Below are 17,498 nucleotides of genomic sequence, written 5' to 3' on the forward strand. Positions count from 1 at the left end.
CGCACCTGCTTCCCGTACCCGGGACGCCCTCCGGCCCCCGCCACTACCGTGGCCCCATGACGACTCCTGCGGATGTGCACGAGGTACGGGACCCCGAACTGCCGGGACGGCTGCTGAGCGTCGAGCGGGACGCGCTGCTCCCGCTGCTGCGGGGGAGGGACGAGGGCGACTTCGCGCTGCCGGTGACGGCGTGTCCGGGCTGGACGGTGCGGGACGTGCTGGCGCACTGCTCGGCGGCGCTGTCCCGGGTGGTGGAGGGCCGGTACGGCAAGGACGTGTTCTCGCCCGAGAGCAACCAGCGGGACATCGACGAGCGGGCCGGCTGGACCCACGCCCAGGTCCTCGACGAACTGGAACGCGGCATGACCGAGGCCGGGCCGGTCATCGCGAAGGCGGACGGACCGCTGGACGCGGTGGCGCTCGGCGAGTGGGTGCACGCCGGGGACGTGCGCGTCGCGCTCGGGGAGCCGGGGGCGTACGCGGGCGCGGGGCTGCCGTTCGCGCTCACCCTGCTGGCGCAGGTCACCAGCGCGCGGGGGCACGTGCCGCTGCACGCCGACCTGGACGACGCGGACGAGCCGGTACGGCTGGGCGACGCGTCCGGGGAGCGGCCCCCGGCGCGCTTCATCGGGGACGGCCCGACGCTGATGCGGCTGTACGCGGGACGCCCGGTGGACGGGGTGTCGTACGAACTGGCGGGGGCGGAGGCCGCGGAGCTGAACATCTTCGGGTGAGCGGACCGGTCGTCCGGGCGATCGGACGTCCGGGCGATCGGACGACCGGCGGGTGGACGAACCGCAGGCCGGGGCCCGGGCGTAGGCTTAGATTGGACTAGACCTGTAGGAGCCGTTCCGAGCCGACGAATGGGGCCCCATGAGCAAGCGTGCAGTCCTGGAGGTGATCGCCCTCGACGTCGAGGACGCCGTCGCCGCCCAGGCCGGAGGTGCGGACCGTCTCGAGCTGGTCACCGACATGGCGGCGGACGGCCTGACACCGGCCGCGGCGACGGTGACGGCGATCCGCTCCGCCGTGGACATCCCGGTACGGGTCATGCTGCGGCTGGCGGACGGCTTCGCGGCGGGCGCGGTGGAACGGCTGGCCGCGGCGGCGTGCGCGATGCGGGAGGCGGGGGCGGAGGAGTTCGTCCTCGGCTTCCTCGACGCGGACGGCCAGGTGGACCTGGCGGCGGTGGAGCGGGTCGCGCGCGAGCTGGAGGGGTGCCGGTGGACGTTCCACCGTGCCATCGACCACGCGGCGGACCGCGACGCGGTGCGCAAGCAGCTCGCGGACTTCCCCGGCCTGGACACCTACCTGACCGCCGGCTCGGCGGAGGGCGTGGACACGGGCCTGCCCGTCCTGTGCGCGGAGGCGGGCCGGCGCGGCGAGCCCGGGTACGGCCAGCAACTGCTGGTCGGCGGCGGCCTGCGGCTGGAACACGTACCGGGGCTGCTGGACGCGGGGGTGGACGCCTTCCACATCGGCGGCGCGGCCCGCCCGGAGGGCTGGAGCGGGCCGGTGTCGGCGGAGACCGTGGCGCGGTGGCGGGCGGTGCTGGGGAGCTGAGGCCCTTCTGACGCCGGGCCGGGCGGCGTTTGCGAGTGCCGTCCGCGTCCATCCGTACCGCCTGGCTGCGCCCCCCGGACTCCGGAGCACCGGGGGGAGGCACGACTGCCCGCTGAGGGCGGGCTGCTCACGTCAACTGCGTCGGCAGCGGTGCCGAGTGGGTGATGATCAAGCCCGACACCGCTCGGGTCAGGGTGACGTAGAGGCGGCGGAGGCCCGTGCGTTCGTCGGGTTCCGCGTCGACCACCGCCTGGGGTTCGTCCAGGAGGACGTAGTCGTACTCCAGGCCCTTCGCCAGGGAAGCCGGGACCAGGGTGAGGCGGGTGGTGGCCGTCGTTTCCTCGCCGGGGGCGACGTGGGGCAGGCCCGCCGACCTGAGTGCCCCGGTCAGGTCCGGGATGCGCGGGTCCGCCGCGATCAGGCCCACCGAGCCCTCGCGGGACAGCAGTTCGCGGCACGCGGCCACCACGTCGTCCGGGCCGCCCTCGCAGCGGCGTACCTCGAAGAAGCCCGGGTTCTCCCGGATCGACGCGACCGGGGTGAGGCCCGGGGCGATGTGCGGGAGCAGGCGGGAGGCGTACGTGATGACGTCCGTGGGGACACGGAAGCCCGCCGTCAGCTCCTCGACCACCGCGTCCGGCTTGCCCAGGTGGGCCAGCGCCTCCTCCCAACTGCGCGTCGCCCACGGGGTGGTGCCCTGCGCCAGGTCGCCCAGCACGGTCGCCGAGCCGGTCGTGCAGCGCCGCCCCACCGCCCGGTACTGCATGGGGGAGAGGTCCTGCGCCTCGTCCAGCACCACGTGCCCCAGCGAGGGCGTGCGCTGGATCAGGTCCGCCGCCTCGTCGATCAGCACCGCGTCCGCGGCCGACCATTTCGCCGACTTCACCGAACGCGCCGGCTTCGCCCAGAGGATCGCCTTCTGCTCCTGCTCGTCGAGCAGCCCCTCCGCGTGCTCCGCCAGGAACTCCGCGTCCCCCAGCAGCCGCAGCACCAGCTTCGCCGGGTCCACGGCCGGCCACACCGCCTTCACCGCGGCCCTCACCGCCGCGTTGCGCGCCACCGCGTCCTGCACCCGGTCGTCCGGCGCCTCGCCCGACCGCTCCATCCGCACCAGCACCGCGTGCGCGATCCGCTGCGGCAGCGCCTCACGGGCGGCGCCGTAGCGGATGTTCCGGTCGAGCAACTGCCGCACGATCTCCTCGAGTTCGTACGCCGGAACGCGCCAGCGGCGGGAGCCGCGCACGACCACGACCGGTTCCGCCGGCATCGTGACGTGGGAGTAGAGGGCTCTGCGCAGGACCTCCGCCATGCGCGCGTCGCCCTTGACGGTCGCCGCCGTCGCGTCGTCCGTCCCGCGCACCTCCACGTGCGCCACCAGGTCGTCCACCGTGGCCTGGGCGACGGTGAGTTCGCCCAGCGCGGGCAGCACCTGCTCGATGTAGTGCAGGAAGGAGCGGTTCGGTCCGACGACCAGGGTGCCCGTACGGGCCAGGCGCTCGCGGTGGGCGTAGAGGAGGTACGCGACCCGGTGCAGGCCGACGGCCGTCTTGCCCGTGCCGGGGCCGCCCTGCACGCACACGCTGCCCGACAGCCCGGACCGTACGATCTCGTCCTGCTCCGGCTGGATGGTGGCGACGATGTCGCGCATCGGGCCGACGCGCGGGCGCTCGATCTCCTGCTGGAGCAGTTTGCTGGTGGTCGCCGCCTCGGCCGGGTCGGAGAGGTGCTCGTCCTCGTACGCGGTGAGGTCGCCGCCGGTGTAGCCGAAGCGGCGGCGCAGCCCGATGCCCATCGGGTCCTTCTTGGACGCCCGGTAGAACGGCTGCGACACCGGCGCACGCCAGTCGATCACCATCGGGTCGCCGTCCGCGTCGTGCACATGCCGACGCCCGATGTAGAAGCGTTCCCCCTCCGCGCCCTCGGCCCGCTCCGCGCCCGGCGCGTGCAGGTAGTCGAGGCGGCCGAAGAACAGCGGGGTGTCGCTGAGGTCGGCCAGCGCCTTGATCCGCTCCTCGATCTGGTGCTGCAGCACCTCCGCGTTCACCCAGTTGGCCGTGACGTCGCGGATGTCGAGCGCCTCCACGTCCTCCCGCATGGCGCGCAGGGCGGAGCGGGACGCGGTGAGGTGGGCGCGTTCGCGGGCGAGGGGGCCGTCGGCCGGGGCGGTGGGACCGGCCACGGGGTCGTTCACGGGCTCGTCTACGGGCGTGGACGCGGACAAGGGGGTGCCTCCGAAGGACCTGCTGCGGGTGTGCGGCGAGGAAGGAATGCCGGCCGGTTTCCGTCCGGACGGCGGCGCTCCGTGAGGGAGGCGGGAAGAGAGCGGAGATTCTAGGTCGTGGGGCGGGGGCGGTCCAAACCGTTTTCGGCGCGACCCGGACGGCGGTCCGCGCCGGACGCCCCGCGCCGGGCCGGTCCCGTCGTGCGCGCCGGCCCCGTCGTCAGGGACGCCAGCAGCGCCAGCCGTTCCGCGTCCTCGCTGCCCGGCGCCGCGTGGTACGCCGCGAGCATCAGCCCGTCCGGGCCGTCGATGTCCAGTTTGGACAGGGTGAGACTCAGCTCGCCGACCTGCGGATGGTTCATCCGGATCGGCTTGTCCACGACCGGCCGCACGTCGTGCCGGGCCCATACCTTCCGGAACTCCGCGCTCGCCAGCGAGAGTTCGCCGACGAGCCGCACCACCCGCGGATCGTCCGCGTCCGGCCCCAGCCGCTTCCGGAACACGGCGACGCACTGCGCGGCCGTGGCCGGCCAGTCCGCGTGCAGATCCCGCTCGGCCGGGTCGAGGAAGAACGACCGCAGCCGGTTCTCCCCCACCCGCACGGTCGGCACCAGCGCGGCGGCCAGCGGGTTCACCGCGATCACGTCGAGGGTCCGGTCCGTCACGAACGCCGGCAGGCCGATCGACTCCAGCAGTTGCGCCGTGGCCGGCGGGACGGCGGGCCGCCGGGACGGCCGGCGCCGGGCACGCGGCCGGGGCGCGGCGAGCTGGTGGAGGTACGCCGTGGCGGTGTCGTCGAGCAGCAGCACCCGGGCGAGCGCGTCGAGGACCTGCGGGGACGGATTGCGGTCGCGGCCCTGCTCGAGCCGCAGGTAGTAGTCGGAGCTGATGCCCGCGAGCAGGGCGACCTCCTCGCGGCGCAGTCCGGGCACCCTGCGTACGCCGTGGGACGGCAGTCCCAGGTCGGCCGGGGTCACCTGCTCCCGGCGCGCCCGGAGATAGTCGCCGAGCCGGTTCTCCTCAGACATGCGTTCCAGCGTAAGAGGGCGGGGCGTTCCGATCCTGGTCCTGTCACTCCCAGGATCGGCGGGGAACTGGGCGGACCGCCGCCCGCGGCGGACCGTGGGGACATGACCACACCGCGCACCACGACCACGACCACGGAACCGACCACGACCACGGAACCGACCACGACCACGGACCCGGCCACCCTCCCCGGCGGCACCTGGACGATGGGCGACCTGACCGTCACCCGCTTCGGGTACGGCGCCATGCAGCTCGCGGGGCCCGGCGTGATGGGCCCGCCGGCCGACCACGAGGGCGCCCTCGCCGTGCTGCGCGAGGCCGTGCGCCTCGGCATCACCCACATCGACACCGCCGACGCCTACGGCCCGCACGTCACCAACCGGCTGATCCGCGAGGCCCTGCACCCGTACCCGGAGACGCTGCACATCGTCACCAAGGTGGGCGCGCGCCGGGACGCCGACGGCGGCTGGCCCCCGGCCCGCGAGCCCGACGACCTGCGCCGCGCCGTCCACGAGAACCTGGAGACCCTCGGCGTCGACACCCTGGACCTGGTCAACCTGCGGCTCGGCGACGCCACCGGACCGCGGCCGGGTTCGCCGGCGAAGGCGTACGAGACCCTCGTCGAACTGCAGCAGGAGGGCCTGATCCGGCACCTCGGCCTGAGCAACGCGACCGCCGCCCAGGTCGCCGAGGCGGAGACCATCGCGCCGTTCGTCTGCGTGCAGAACCTCTACAACCTCGCCCACCGGCAGGACGACGACCTGATCGACCGGCTCGCGGAGCAGGGCGTCGCGTACGTGCCGTACTTCCCGCTCGGCGGGTTCACGCCCCTTCAGTCGGCCACGCTGTCGGCGGTGGCCGACCGGCACGGCGTGCGGCCGATGGCGGTCGCCCTCGCCTGGCTGCTGCACCGCTCGCCGAACATCCTGCTGATCCCGGGCACGTCGTCGGTGGCGCACCTGCGGGAGAACGTCGCCGGCGCGGGCCTCACCCTGACCGAGGAGGACCTGGCCGCCCTCGACACGATCGGGGGCGCCCCGGGGGCCACCACCCCCTAGGGGCGACCCCGTCCTGCCTGAGAGGGACGGCTCGTTCCGCGGGTGTACGCGGCGGCCCGGCGGTCCGGTCCCGTGGGCCGATGCCCGTACCGGGGCCGGAGGGCGACCCTGGACACATGAGCGCAGCCACCGTGCACCCCACGAGTCCGCCGGTCCGCCCGAGCGGCGCCGCCCCGGTCCCGGGCCGTCATCCGCACCGCGTCGGTGACGTCCTGCGCGCCGCGAAGGTGTTCCTCGGCGCGGCCCTCGACGTGATCGTCCTCGGCGAGTACGGCCCGGAGGCCGGCGTCCGCCGCCGCTAGCTCCTCCCTTCCGGCGCAGGCGCGTGGCAGGCCACGCGCCTGCGCCGCCCCCCCCGCCTTCCCGAATGAGGCGCCGACATAGCGTTCGCCTCCTTTTCATTGCAACGATCGCACCTCATTCCGTTGCGTTGTGCGACACTGGATTGCAACGATTTCCTAGCATTGAACTGCATAAACATCTTTCCGATGCAATAAGCGTGTTGCCCGGCTCGTGAACGCACCGTAGCGTTTTCGATGTCAGAAAAACACTGCGACGCAAAGGAGAGCTCATGCGGTCCGACACTCCCCTCGCCATCGCGGCGAGCGGGCTGCGCAAGTCGTACGGCGACAAGACCGTCCTCGACGGCGTCGATCTCGCCGTCGAGGAAGGCACGGTCTTCTCCCTGCTCGGGCCGAACGGCGCGGGCAAGACCACGGTCGTCAAGATCCTCTCCACGCTCGTCGGCGCGGACGCGGGCGACCTGCGGGTCGGCGGGCACGACCTCGCCGCCGACCCGCAGGCCGTGCGGGCCGTGATCGGCGTCACCGGACAGTTCTCCGCCGTCGACGGTCTGATCACCGGCGAGGAGAACATGCTGCTGATGGCGGACCTGCACCACCTGCCCCGCCGCGAGGGCCGGCAGGTCGCCGCCGAGCTGCTGGAACGCTTCGACCTCGCCGACGCGGCGAAGAAGCCCGCGTCCACCTACTCGGGCGGCATGAAGCGCCGGCTCGACATCGCCATGACCCTGGTCGGGAGTCCGCGGATCATCTTCCTGGACGAGCCCACCACCGGACTCGACCCCCGCTCCCGTCACACCATGTGGGGCATCATCCGCGAGCTGGTCACCGGCGGGGTGACCGTCTTCCTCACCACCCAGTACCTGGAGGAGGCCGACCAGCTCGCCCACCGCATCGCCGTCCTGCACGACGGCCGGATCGCCGCCGACGGCACCGCGGAGGAGCTGAAGCGGATCGTCCCCGGCGGACACGTCCGGCTCCGCTTCACCGACCCGGCCGGCTACCGGTCCGCCGCCGCCGTCCTGTCCGGGGCCGCCCCGGACGACGCGGCCCTGACCCTGAGCCTCCCCAGCGGCGGCAGCCAGCGCGAACTGCGCGCCGTGCTCGACCGGCTCGACTCCGCCGGTGTGGAGGCGGACGAGCTGACCGTGCACACCCCCGACCTCGACGACGTCTTCTTCGCCCTCACCGGAGGCGCCGCCGTCCCCGCCCCCTCTTCCGCCCCCTCGAAGGAGGCCGTCCGATGAGTGCCCTCGACACCCCCGCCCGCCCGAGCGGCCTCTCCCTCGCCCTGCGCGACTCGTCCACGATGGTGCGCCGCAACCTGCTGCACGCGCGGCGCTATCCGTCCCTCACCCTCAACCTGCTCCTCACGCCGGTCATGCTGCTCCTGCTCTTCGTGTACGTCTTCGGGGACGTGATGAGCGCGGGGCTGGGCGGCGGCGGCCGGTCCGCGTACGTCGCCTACCTGGTGCCCGGGCTGCTGCTGATGACCATCGGCTCCACCGCGATCGGCACCGCGGTGTCCGTGTCGATGGACATGACGGAGGGGATCGTGTCCCGCTTCCGCACGATGGCCGTCCACCGCGGCTCGGTGCTCGTCGGGCACGTGGTCGGCAGCGTGCTGAAGGCCGTCCTGAGCGTGGTCGTCGTGGGCGCGGTCGCCGTGGCGATCGGCTTCCGCTCCACCGACGCCACGGCGCTGGAGTGGCTGGCCGCCTTCGGTCTGCTGGTGCTGTTCGCGACGGCGCTCACCTGGATCGCGGTCGGCATGGGGCTCGGCGCCCCGAACGCGGAGGCCGCCAGCAACAACGCGACCCCGCTGATCCTGCTGCCGCTGCTGTCCAGCGCGTTCGTCCCGGTCGAGGGGATGCCGGGATGGTTCCGGCCGGTCGCGGAGTACCAGCCGTTCACGCCGGCCATCGAGACCCTGCGAGGGCTGCTGCTGGGCAGCGGGATCGGACACAACGGGTGGCTGGCCGTGGCCTGGTGCGCGGTGCTGGTGGTGCTCGGCTACGTCTGGTCGACGTCCTCGTTCGCCCGCGACCCGAAGTGAGCCGCCCGCGACCCGAAGCGAACCATCCGCGACCCCGAGCGGGGCATCCGCGACCCGGAACGAGGACGACCCCGCGGGCGGACCGTCTGAGTACGCGTACGCCCGCCGGATCGAGTAGCGGCCCCGGTGCGCCTGTCGCCCCGGGGCCGCTTCACTGGCCGTATGAACCGCAACAGCGCCGCACCCGCCGTCCCGCCGGACCGGCGGCACCGGGCCGAGCGGGACCCCCGCGCGTGGGTGGCGCCCGCCGTGGCCACCGTGCTCGGGGCGGTGCTGGCGCCGCTCGCGCTGCTGTTCGGGGCGCTCTCCGTCATGGCGACGGACAGCTGCGGCCCCGACGACTGCTCGCCGGCCCTGACGACCGCCCTCGACGTCGTGCACGGCACCCTGCTCTTCGGCGGCCTCCTCGGCGTGGCCGCCTGCGCCGCCGCGTGGCTGCTGCCCCGGACCCGCCGCTGGACGGTGCCGCGCCTCTGGCTGGCCGGACTGTCGCTGCTGCCCTGGCCGGCCGTCCTCGCGCTGGTGTGCCACCTGCCCGAGGGGTGACGTGCGACGACGGACCGGTCAGCTCTCGGCGAGGAGTTCCTCCGCGTCCACGATCCGGTAGGCGTACCCCTGCTCGGCCAGGAACCGCTGGCGGTGCGCCGCGAAGTCCTGGTCGACGGTGTCGCGGGCGACCACGGAGTAGAAGTGCGCCTGGTGGCCGTCCGCCTTCGGCCGCAGCACGCGGCCCAGCCGCTGCGCCTCCTCCTGCCGTGACCCGAAGGTGCCGGACACCTGGACGGCGACCGTCGCCTCCGGCAGGTCGATCGAGAAGTTCGCGACCTTCGAGACCACCAGCACGCTCAGCTCGCCCTGCCGGAACGCCTCGAACAGCTTCTCCCGCTGGGCGTTGGACGTCTCGCCCTTGATGACGGGCGCGTCCAGGTGCTCGCCCAGCTCGTCGAGCTGGTCGATGTACTGGCCGATGACCAGGATCTGCTGCCCCGCGAACCGGCGGACGATCGCCTCCGTCACCCGTCGCTTGGTGGCGGTCGTCGAGCAGAAGCGGTACTTCTCCTCCTGCTCGGCCGTCGCGTACGCCAGCCGCTCGGAGTCGGTGAGGTTGACGCGGACCTCCACGCAGTCGGCGGGCGCGATGTAGCCCTGCGCCTCGATCTCCTTCCACGGGGCGTCGAACCGCTTCGGGCCGATCAGCGAGAACACGTCCGACTCGCGGCCGTCCTCGCGCACCAGGGTGGCCGTCAGACCGAGCCGGCGGCGGGCCTGGAGGTCGGCGGTGAACTTGAAGACGGGCGCGGGCAGCAGGTGCACCTCGTCGTAGACGATCAGGCCCCAGTCACGGGAGTCGAACAGCTCCAGGTGGGGGTAGACGCCCTTCCGCCTCGTCGTCAGCACCTGGTAGGTGGCGATGGTGACGGGGCGGATCTCCTTCTTCGTGCCGCTGTACTCGCCGATCTCGTCCTCGGTGAGCGACGTCCGCCTCACCAGCTCGTGCTTCCACTGGCGGGCCGAGACGGTGTTGGTGACGAGGATCAGCGTGGTCGACTTCGCCTGCGCCATCGCGCCCGCGCCGACCAGCGTCTTGCCGGCGCCGCAGGGGAGGACGACGACGCCGGAGCCGCCGTGCCAGAAGTTCTCCACGGCCTGCTTCTGGTACGGGCGCAGCGCCCAGCCGTCCTCGGCCAGCTCGATCGGGTGCGCCTCGCCGTCCACGTACCCGGCGAGGTCCTCGGCGGGCCAGCCCAGCTTCAGCAGGGTCTGCTTGATCTGGCCGCGCTCGGAGGGGTGCACGGCGACCGTGTCCGGGTCGATGCGGGCGCCGACGAGCGGGGCGACGCGCTTGGACCGCAGCACCTCCTCCAGCACCGGGCGGTCGGTGGTGGTGAGGACCAGGCCGTGCGCGGGGTGCTTGACCAGGCTGAGCCGGCCGTAGCGGTCCATCGTCTCGGCGATGTCGACGAGCAGCGCGTGCGGCACGGGGTAGCGGCTGTACTGCACCAGCGCGTCGACGACCTGCTCGGCGTCGTGTCCGGCGGCCCGCGCGTTCCACAGGCCGAGCGGGGTCACCCGGTAGGTGTGGATGTGCTCGGGGGCGCGTTCCAGTTCGGCGAACGGCGCGATGGCGCGACGGCAGTCGTCGGCCTGCTCGTGGTCGACCTCCAGGAGCAGGGTCTTGTCGGACTGGACGATGAGCGGACCATTCACGCGCGGCTGCCTTTCTGCGACGGGCTCGGCACGGGCACTGCACGGCCAAACGTCCAGTTTGCCTGACGGCATTCCGCCCGGACCGCCCGTCGCGCGACCTCGCGCCCCGGGGCGCACGTGACCTTCACCACCGGGCGCCCCGGCCCGGTCGTCAGCCGGCGTCGTCCGCCAGCTCCGCCACCCCCGTGATCCGGTGCAGCGGGTACGTCCGGACCTCGTCGGCCGTGTGGTCGTAGGCCGTGACGAAGCCGCCCTCGACGCGGACGGGCGCGATGACGCGCTGACTGGCGGCGCCCTCGGCGTTGACGTAGCCGATCCACAGGGTGTCGTTGGTGAGGACGGCGGCCTGGAGGGTGGCCAGGGTCTCGGCGACGGTCGTGCGGGGCGGCTCGCCGCGCTCCGCGCCCGCCGGGCCGCCGCCGGCCGGCTTGCGGGGCGCGGTGGAGGCGAGGTCGCCCGCGCGGACGGCGCGGATCGCCGCCGAGAGCAGCGCGTCGTCCGGGACGGGCGGCCCGTCCGGCACCGGCTCGGGGGGCGTGCGCGGGGGCGTGCGGTAGGCGTCCGCGCGGGCGATCAGCACGTCGCCCTCCGCCGACTCGGCGGCCGGCGCGAACCCCATCGCGCGCAGCCCCTCCAGCAGCCCCACCGGGTCGGTCCGCGCGGCCAGCACCGTCGGGGCGAGCCGCCGCAGACCCAGCCCGGCGGCGCGCTTGTCGGCGAGGATCTCGTCCAGCACCGCGTCGTCGTCGCAGCGCACGTACGAGGAGGCGGCGCCCACCCGCAGGTGTCCGTGCCGGCGGGCCACGTCGTCGATGAGGTACGCCAGCGGCTGCGGCACCGGCGTGCGGGAGTGCGCGGCGAGGAAGGCGTGCAGGTCGGCGGCCGACCGCCCGGCGTCCAGGGCGCGCCGTACCGAGCCGGGCGTGAACCGGTAGACGGTCGCGCCCCCCTTCGACTCCACGTCCGCCAGCACGCCCAGCATGTCGGCGAGCGGCCGCTCCAGCGGGCCCGGCGCGACCGCCGTCAGGTCGGCCTGGAGCAGCACGTGGTCCAGCGGCTCGGGCAGCAGCGGTTCGAGCAGCCGGGCGGCGGCCGCGGCGGCGGTCGCCCGCTCGGCGGGGGAGAGGGCGGGCGGCGGCGGGACCCGCCGGTGGTGCACGGGCAGCTTGTCGCCCGGCCCCGTCGGCTCGGGTTCCGCCTCCGGGTGCCGGGGCGCGGGCGCGCCGATCAGCGCCCGTCCGTGCGAGGAGAGCGCGCCGCGCCCGGTGACGCCGAGCATCTCCGCCTCGGCCAGCGTCCAGCGGGCGAGCCGCGACCGCAGGTCGTCGTCGTCCCCGCCGCCCCCGTACCCCTGCTCGTCCGGGTGCTCCCGCGCCCCCTCGGCGGGCTGCCCCGGCGTCCGGCGGGCGTACGGAGCGGGCGCGCCGCCCCCGGTGCGGGCCACGCGCGGCGGCCGTTCCCAGCGCAGGCGTGCCAGCACCGACCCGGTGTGCGGCGCGGCGCCCTCGGGGAGCCCCGCCAGCAGGGCCAGCACCCGGTGCCGCACCTCCGGAGCGGCCGAACGGTCCAGACCGGGGCCCAGCGCGGACAGCGCGCGGTCCTTCGCGTCCCGCTCCCCGACCAGCCCCGGCGTCCGGGTCGCCGCGAGCCACGCCGTCGCCAGCCGCGCCCACCGCTCACCGGCCGGCCGCTCCAGCCACTCGTCGTACGCCGGGGTCGCCGCGTACCGCTCGTCCTCCCCCGCTCCCTTGGAGGAGCGGGAGACGCCCGTACCCCCGTCGGACGCCAGCAGCCCCGCCGCGTAGGCCAGTTCGACCCAGAACGCGGCCACCGGCTCGGACACGTCCAGCGCCCCGGCGGTCCGCTTCAGGTCCCGCACGCTCAGCCCGCCGGCCCGCAGCACCGCGGGACCGCCCTCGTGCCAGTCCTTCAGCAGCTCCTCGACCGTCGCCAGCGCCGTGTACGCCTGACCCGCCGCCGTCGCGTCCACGATCTGGGGACGGTACGCGGCGGCCGCCTCCACGGGCGGCGGCACCGGCTCCGTCGTCCGGTGCGCCCGCCCGGCGCGCAGCCGCAGCGCCACCTCGCGGGGCAGGACCACCGTGCCGGGCGCCGTCGGCAGCAGCAGACCCCGGTCCAGCAGCCACCGCAGCCGGGGCGCTGGGTCGGCGGTCACCTGCCCGTACGGCGGGCCCCACACCAGCCGCTCCAGCACCTCCAGCGACTCGCTCGGCGCCTGGTCGAGCAGCGCGGACATCCGCTCCGGATCGCTGAAGAGGTCCGTCAGCGCGGCGACGGCGGAGACGGAGTCGTGCGTCGACGGCAGCCCGGCCGCCGCCACGATCTCCTGGATGCGGCCCGGCGAGATCCCCGCGGCCGCCTCCCGCACGGTGGGACCCAGACCGGTCGGCGACGGGTGCTGCGGCGACGGCGCGAGCAGCTCACGAGCGGTGCGCACCAGCCGCAGCCGGTCGTCACCGCCCCACACCAGGGCCTGTTCACGGAGCGTGCCGAGAGCGTGCGGCAGCGCCGCGGACACCGCCGGGTCACCGTCGTCACCCGCCATCAGCCCCAGCAGCTCCCCGTACGTCGCCGGCTCCGACGCCACCGCCAGCGCCTGCGCGGTCTGCAGCACGAACCGGTCGAGCCGCTCCAGCGCACGGACCACCGAGGCACGCGTGCCCGCACGGGTGGCGAGCTGGGTGAGGTCGGCGGGCACGGGCGTGATGAGATCCGGCCGGCTGCGCAGGAGCGCGGCCAGCGAGGCGTCGTCCCGCCCCCGGAGCGCCTCGGCGAGGGATCGGGGGGCCGCCGCGGGGTTCTCCTCGGTGCTCATCCGCCTCACGTTAGCGGGTGGGTACGTCCGTGGCGTGCCGGGAGTTGGGCCGGCCCGCCGCCGTCGCGGTACCGTCGGGCGACGGTGTCCCGACGCATCCGTCCCGGAGGGGACTTCGTGGGTATCGAGAGTGACCAGGTCGTCTACGAGTATCTGAGCCGCGTCGGCGACGTGGCGCAGCAACGGCAACTGCCGTCGGCGGCACGGATGCGGCTGGTCGCGGAGCTGCGCGACGAGATCGACCGGCGCCGCGCCAGGGCCGTGGTCGACTCGCCCGCGGCCGTCCGCCGCATCATCGCCCGCCTCGGCACACCGACCGAGGTGGTCGCCGCGGCGGAGGACCCGACGTCCGGCTCCGCGCCGGGCGCGTCGCAGCAGCCGACGGCCGTGCCGGTGCAGCGCGAACCGGAGCGGAGCGCCGAACCGGCCGCGCCCCGGCCCGCCGCGCCCCGGCCCGCCGCGTCCGAGCCCGCCGCGTCCAAGCCCGGCGGCTCCGTGGGCGGCATGCTGCGCAAGGTCGTCCCCCGCCCCCGCCCGTCCACCCCCGCGCCCCCGCCCCCGCCCGCCGCCCCGGCCGACGCGCCGTCCCCGCCGCACCGCGCCGGCACCGACGAACTCGGCGACAGCGCGACCCAGCCCGACTGGTGGCGGGTGGACGACAGCCCGTTCGGCGTGGGCGACGAGGTGCCCGGCTTCATCGGCGGCGTGGAGATCCCCGAACTCCTCAAGCAGCCCCCGACGACGCGGGAGAAGCCCGCCCCCGAGGAACCGGCCGTCACCGACGCGCCCGAGGCGGCCCCCGCACGCCGCCGCCTGCCGCTCCTGCCGTCCCGCCGCTGGAGCAACCCCCTGCTGCTGGCCGCCGCGGCCCTGCTGGTCGTGGGCGCGGTGCTGGGCAACTGGTTCGCCCTGATCCTCGGCTGGCTCATCGCCTACGCCTCCCGCCGCCTCACCCCGGCAGAGGTCAAGGCGGCGGTGGTCGTCCTCCCGGGCCTCTCCCTCATCGGCGGCGTCGTCTGGCTCTGGGGCCGCACCGCGGGCCGCTGGGGCGCCCCCGTCCCCGAGGGCCAGATGAACACCGCCCTCACCGAGACCTGGCCCTGGATCATCCGCACAGCGGCGATCACCTCGGCCCTGTTCCTGGTCTGGCGCTCCCAACGCGAACGCTGACCGCGGCCCACGGTGTCGCACAATGGCGCATATGGCTTCCACGACCCCGCCCGCTCCGCCCGCCCCGCCCACCGTCGGGTTCGACCTCGACATGACGCTCATCGACTCGCGGCCCGGGATCCGGGCCTGCTACCGGGCGCTGGCCGAGCGGACCGGGACGTACGTCGACGCCGATCTCGCGGTCAGCCGGCTCGGGCCGCCGCTGGCGGACGAACTGGCGAACTGGTTCCCGGCCGAGCGGATCGCGGAGACGGCGGAGCTGTACCGGGCGATGTACCCGGAGTACGCGATCACGCCGACGCCCGCGCTGCCCGGCGCGCGGGAGGCGATGGCCGCCGTGCGGGCACGGGGCGGGCGGGCGATCGTGGTGACCGCGAAGTACGAGCCCAACGCCAAACTGCACCTGGCGCACCTCGGCATCGAGCCGGACGCCGTGATCGGCGACCTGTGGGCCGAGCAGAAGGCGCTGGCGCTGCGCGAGCACGGCGCGTCCGTGTACGTCGGCGACCACACCGGCGACGTGCGCGGGGCGCGCACCGCCGGCGCGGTGTCGGTCGCGGTCGCCACCGGCCCGTGCGACGCCGCGGAGCTCCGGGAGGCCGGCGCGGACGCCGTCCTCACCGATCTGACGGAATTCCCCCGCTGGTTCTCGGGCTACTGCTCGGACAGCTGACCGGAAACCGCACTCGCGCGCGCCCGCCGCCGTCCCGCGGCGGCGGAACGCAGCACTCCGGCACCGGCGACGGCGAATCCGACCCCCATGAGCATGCTCAGCCCGAACATGTACGTCGGAAAGGGTGTCGTTCCGAGGAACAGCGGAGCGACCGTGACCAGGGTGGCCACGGCGCCGATGAAGAAGACGATGGCGCCGGCACGGACCAGACCGTCACCGGGCGCGGCGGAATTCGCTTGGGTTTTGTCACGCACCGGACCAGGGTAGTTCCCTGCGCGAGGGAACGACGCGGTGACGTCTTGTCACCGGCTCGAAGACCATTAGCCTTGGTACCGGCGGGTGATCGGGCCCGCCCGAGTGCTATCGAGAGCCGTTTTCCGATGCAGTTTCCCGACGAGTACGAGGACGAGGACAGACGTGCCCACCGGCAAAGTCAAGTGGTTCAATATCGAGAAGGGCTTCGGCTTTCTCTCCCGTGACGACGGCGGCGACGTCTTCGTGCATTCCTCGGTCCTCCCCGCCGGAGTCGAGGCCCTGAAGCCGGGCCAGCGCGTGGAGTTCGGCGTGGTCGCCGGGCAGCGCGGCGACCAGGCCCTCTCCCTGACCCTTCTGGACCCGACCCCCTCGGTCGCGGCCGCCCAGCGCAAGAAGCCCGACGAGCTGGCCTCGATCGTGCAGGACCTCACGACGCTGCTGGAGAACATCACGCCGTCGCTGGAGCGGGGCCGCTACCCCGACCGCGCGGCCGGCAAGAAGATCGCCGGACTGCTCCGCGCGGTCGCCGACCAGCTCGACGTCTGAGGCGCCGGGCCGCCCGTCCTACGGGAACCGCAGCGCGTCCGGGCCGAGGGGCGGCACCAGCCCCTCGGCCGCCGCGCGGGTGAGCAGCCCGCGCACGGCCGCGTAGCCGTCCTCGCCGAGGTCGGCGGTGAACTCGTTGACGTACAGCCCGATGTGCTGGTCGGCGACGGCCGGGTCCATCTCCTGGGCGTGTTCCATCACGTACGGGCGGGAGACCTCCGGGTCGTCCCAGGCCGCCCGCACGGACGCGCGGATCGCGTCCGCGAGCCGGGTCAGCGTCTCCTCGCCGAGCGAGCGCCGGGCGAGGATCGCGCCCAGCGGGATCGGCAGCCCGGTGGTGTCCTCCCAGTGCTCGCCCATGTCCGCGAGCTTGTGCAGCCCGTAGTCCTGATACGTGAAGCGCGCCTCGTGGATGACGAGACCGGCGTCGACCTTCCCGTCCCGCACGGCGGGCATGATCTCGTGGAACGGCATCACCACGATCTTCCCGACCTTCCCGGGCACCACGTCCGCCGCCCACAGCCGGAACAGCAGGTACGCCGTCGACTTCTCGCTCGGCACCGCGACCGTGCGCCCGGTGAGGTCCGTTCCGGCCTCACGGGTCAGCACCAGCGGCCCGCAGCCCCGCCCCAGCGCGCCCCCGCAGGGCAGCAGCGCGTACGTGTCGAGCACGTACGGCAGCACCGCGTACGACACCTTCAGCACGTCCAGTTCGCCGCGCTCGGCCATGCCGTTGGTGAGGTCGATGTCGGCGAAGGTGACGTCGAGGGCGGGCGCGCCGGGGACGCGGCCGTGGGCGAGGGCGTCGAAGACGAAGGTGTCGTTCGGGCAGGGCGAGTAGGCGATGCGCAGCCGCTGCTGCTCAACGGTGGTCATGCCGGTTCCAACTCTCCAATACGGGTGCGAGCTTCCCGAAGCCCGCGGTGAGGGCGGCCAGGGCGTCGCCGATGCGCCAGGCGGCGCGGTCGCGGGGGCCGACGGGGTTCGACACCGCCCGCACCTCGAGCACGGGCACCCCCTGGGCGGCGGCGGCCTCGGCGACGCCGAAGCCCTCCATGCCCTCGGCGAGGGCGTCCGGGTGCCGGGCGCGCAGCGCGGCGGCGCGGGCGGCGGTGCCGGTCACCGTGGACACGGTGAGGACGGTGCCGGTGCGCGCCCCGGACGCGGCGGCGGCCGCCTCCACCAGGGGCGCGGGCGGACGGTGGGTGACGGTGCCGAAGCCGAGCTCGGTGACCGGCAGGAATCCGTCGGCCGTCTCGGCGCCGAGATCGGCCGCGGTGATCGCGTCGGCGACGACGAGGGACCCGAGGGGCGCGTGCGGCGCGAAGCCGCCGCCGATCCCGGCGCAGACGACGAGGGCGTAGGGGCGGCCGTCCAGGGCGGCGGCGGTCAGCGCGACGGCCGTGGACGCGGCGGCGAGCGCCGGGCCGACCCCGGCGGCGAGCAGGCCGGGCCCGCCGGCGACCGCGTGCACGACCGCGCCGGGCAGCTTCCGCTCCCGCACCGGGCCCGGGAACGCCTGGGCCACCGCGTCCCGCTCGGCGGGGACCGCGGTGGCCACGAGGACGCGTGCGAGGGACGTGA

17 protein-coding genes are annotated in these 17,498 nt (G+C 74.5%); 10 read left to right on the forward strand and 7 right to left on the reverse strand.

The window, feature by feature from the left end; all coding sequences use genetic code 11:
- The first annotated feature begins 56 nt into the window (after nt 1–56).
- Both C1708_RS18180 and C1708_RS18185 read left to right on the forward strand, forming a co-directional pair.
- The gene (locus C1708_RS18180) at nt 57–734 is read left to right on the forward strand and encodes a maleylpyruvate isomerase family mycothiol-dependent enzyme (RefSeq protein ID WP_106413665.1); all 678 of its coding nucleotides are present in this window, start codon (nt 57–59) and stop codon (nt 732–734) included.
- Between the two features lie 139 nt (nt 735–873).
- The gene (locus C1708_RS18185; protein WP_106413666.1) at nt 874–1,563 is read left to right on the forward strand and encodes a copper homeostasis protein CutC; all 690 of its coding nucleotides are present in this window, start codon (nt 874–876) and stop codon (nt 1,561–1,563) included.
- 127 nt (nt 1,564–1,690) lie between these two features.
- Here C1708_RS18185 and C1708_RS18190 read toward each other — a convergent pair whose 3' ends face one another.
- Both C1708_RS18190 and C1708_RS18195 read right to left on the reverse strand, forming a co-directional pair.
- Nucleotides 1,691–3,784 carry a HelD family protein gene (locus C1708_RS18190; protein ID WP_241911280.1) on the reverse strand — a complete coding sequence of 698 codons (2,094 nt, stop codon included), beginning with the start codon at nt 3,782–3,784 and terminating at the stop codon, nt 1,691–1,693.
- Between the two features lie 110 nt (nt 3,785–3,894).
- Entirely contained in the window at nt 3,895–4,812 is a 918-nt protein-coding gene (locus C1708_RS18195) for a helix-turn-helix transcriptional regulator (protein WP_106413667.1), read from the reverse strand.
- Nucleotides 4,813–4,914: 102 nt separating this feature from the next.
- Between C1708_RS18195 and C1708_RS18200 the strand changes: the two genes are divergently transcribed.
- The 5 genes from C1708_RS18200 (at nt 4,915) to C1708_RS18220 (ending at nt 8,772) form a co-directional block, all read left to right on the forward strand.
- Nucleotides 4,915–5,868 (forward strand): aldo/keto reductase family oxidoreductase, encoded by a 954-nt coding sequence (locus C1708_RS18200; protein ID WP_106413668.1) that lies wholly within the window; start codon nt 4,915–4,917, stop codon nt 5,866–5,868.
- A 116-nt stretch (nt 5,869–5,984) separates the two neighbouring features.
- Nucleotides 5,985–6,170, forward strand: a complete 186-nt coding sequence (locus C1708_RS18205; protein ID WP_106413669.1) for a hypothetical protein — start codon at nt 5,985–5,987, stop codon at nt 6,168–6,170.
- A gap of 269 nt (nt 6,171–6,439) precedes the next feature.
- Nucleotides 6,440–7,417 carry an ATP-binding cassette domain-containing protein gene (locus C1708_RS18210; RefSeq protein WP_106413670.1) on the forward strand — a complete coding sequence of 326 codons (978 nt, stop codon included), beginning with the start codon at nt 6,440–6,442 and terminating at the stop codon, nt 7,415–7,417.
- Nucleotides 7,414–8,226: an ABC transporter permease gene (locus C1708_RS18215; RefSeq protein WP_106413671.1), complete on the forward strand. Its 813-nt coding sequence runs from the start codon at nt 7,414–7,416 to the stop codon at nt 8,224–8,226. The genes C1708_RS18210 and C1708_RS18215 overlap by 4 nt, the downstream gene beginning before the upstream one ends.
- A 162-nt stretch (nt 8,227–8,388) precedes the next feature.
- A complete protein-coding gene (locus tag C1708_RS18220) occupies nt 8,389–8,772 on the forward strand; it encodes a hypothetical protein (protein ID WP_106413672.1) in 384 nt (127 codons plus the stop codon).
- Between the two features lie 18 nt (nt 8,773–8,790).
- Here the strand turns inward: C1708_RS18220 and C1708_RS18225 are convergent, their stop codons facing one another.
- Together C1708_RS18225 and C1708_RS18230 are read right to left on the reverse strand one after the other, a co-directional pair.
- Nucleotides 8,791–10,434 (reverse strand): DNA repair helicase XPB, encoded by a 1,644-nt coding sequence (locus tag C1708_RS18225; RefSeq protein WP_106413673.1) that lies wholly within the window; start codon nt 10,432–10,434, stop codon nt 8,791–8,793.
- A gap of 151 nt (nt 10,435–10,585) precedes the next feature.
- Nucleotides 10,586–13,270 (reverse strand): helicase C-terminal domain-containing protein, encoded by a 2,685-nt coding sequence (locus C1708_RS18230; RefSeq protein WP_106413674.1) that lies wholly within the window; start codon nt 13,268–13,270, stop codon nt 10,586–10,588.
- Between the two features lie 117 nt (nt 13,271–13,387).
- Here C1708_RS18230 and C1708_RS18235 point away from each other — a divergent pair, with 117 nt between their 5' ends.
- On the forward strand, nt 13,388–14,440 hold the full coding sequence (locus C1708_RS18235) for a hypothetical protein (protein ID WP_106413675.1): 1,053 nt from the start codon (nt 13,388–13,390) through the stop codon (nt 14,438–14,440).
- Nucleotides 14,441–14,471: 31 nt separating this feature from the next.
- The gene (locus tag C1708_RS18240) at nt 14,472–15,113 is read left to right on the forward strand and encodes an HAD family hydrolase (RefSeq protein ID WP_106413676.1); all 642 of its coding nucleotides are present in this window, start codon (nt 14,472–14,474) and stop codon (nt 15,111–15,113) included.
- Here C1708_RS18240 and C1708_RS18245 read toward each other — a convergent pair.
- The gene (locus tag C1708_RS18245; protein WP_106413677.1) at nt 15,095–15,367 is read right to left on the reverse strand and encodes a hypothetical protein; all 273 of its coding nucleotides are present in this window, start codon (nt 15,365–15,367) and stop codon (nt 15,095–15,097) included. The genes C1708_RS18240 and C1708_RS18245 overlap by 19 nt on opposite strands.
- Before the next feature lie 163 nt (nt 15,368–15,530).
- On the opposite strand from C1708_RS18245, the gene C1708_RS18250 reads away from it, so the two are divergent.
- Nucleotides 15,531–15,914 carry a cold-shock protein gene (locus tag C1708_RS18250; protein ID WP_106413678.1) on the forward strand — a complete coding sequence of 128 codons (384 nt, stop codon included), beginning with the start codon at nt 15,531–15,533 and terminating at the stop codon, nt 15,912–15,914.
- An 18-nt stretch (nt 15,915–15,932) separates the two neighbouring features.
- On the opposite strand, the gene C1708_RS18255 is transcribed toward C1708_RS18250, so the two are convergent.
- A complete protein-coding gene (locus C1708_RS18255) occupies nt 15,933–16,790 on the reverse strand; it encodes a 1,4-dihydroxy-6-naphtoate synthase (RefSeq protein ID WP_106413679.1) in 858 nt (285 codons plus the stop codon).
- A complete protein-coding gene (locus tag C1708_RS18260; RefSeq protein ID WP_106413680.1) occupies nt 16,777–17,475 on the reverse strand; it encodes a futalosine hydrolase in 699 nt (232 codons plus the stop codon). Before C1708_RS18260 ends, C1708_RS18255 begins: the two co-directional genes overlap by 14 nt.
- Between the last annotated feature and the right edge of the window lie 23 nt (nt 17,476–17,498).

The sequence above is a fragment of the Streptomyces sp. DH-12 genome, assembly GCF_002899455.1.
In the GTDB taxonomy this organism is placed as follows: domain Bacteria; phylum Actinomycetota; class Actinomycetes; order Streptomycetales; family Streptomycetaceae; genus Streptomyces.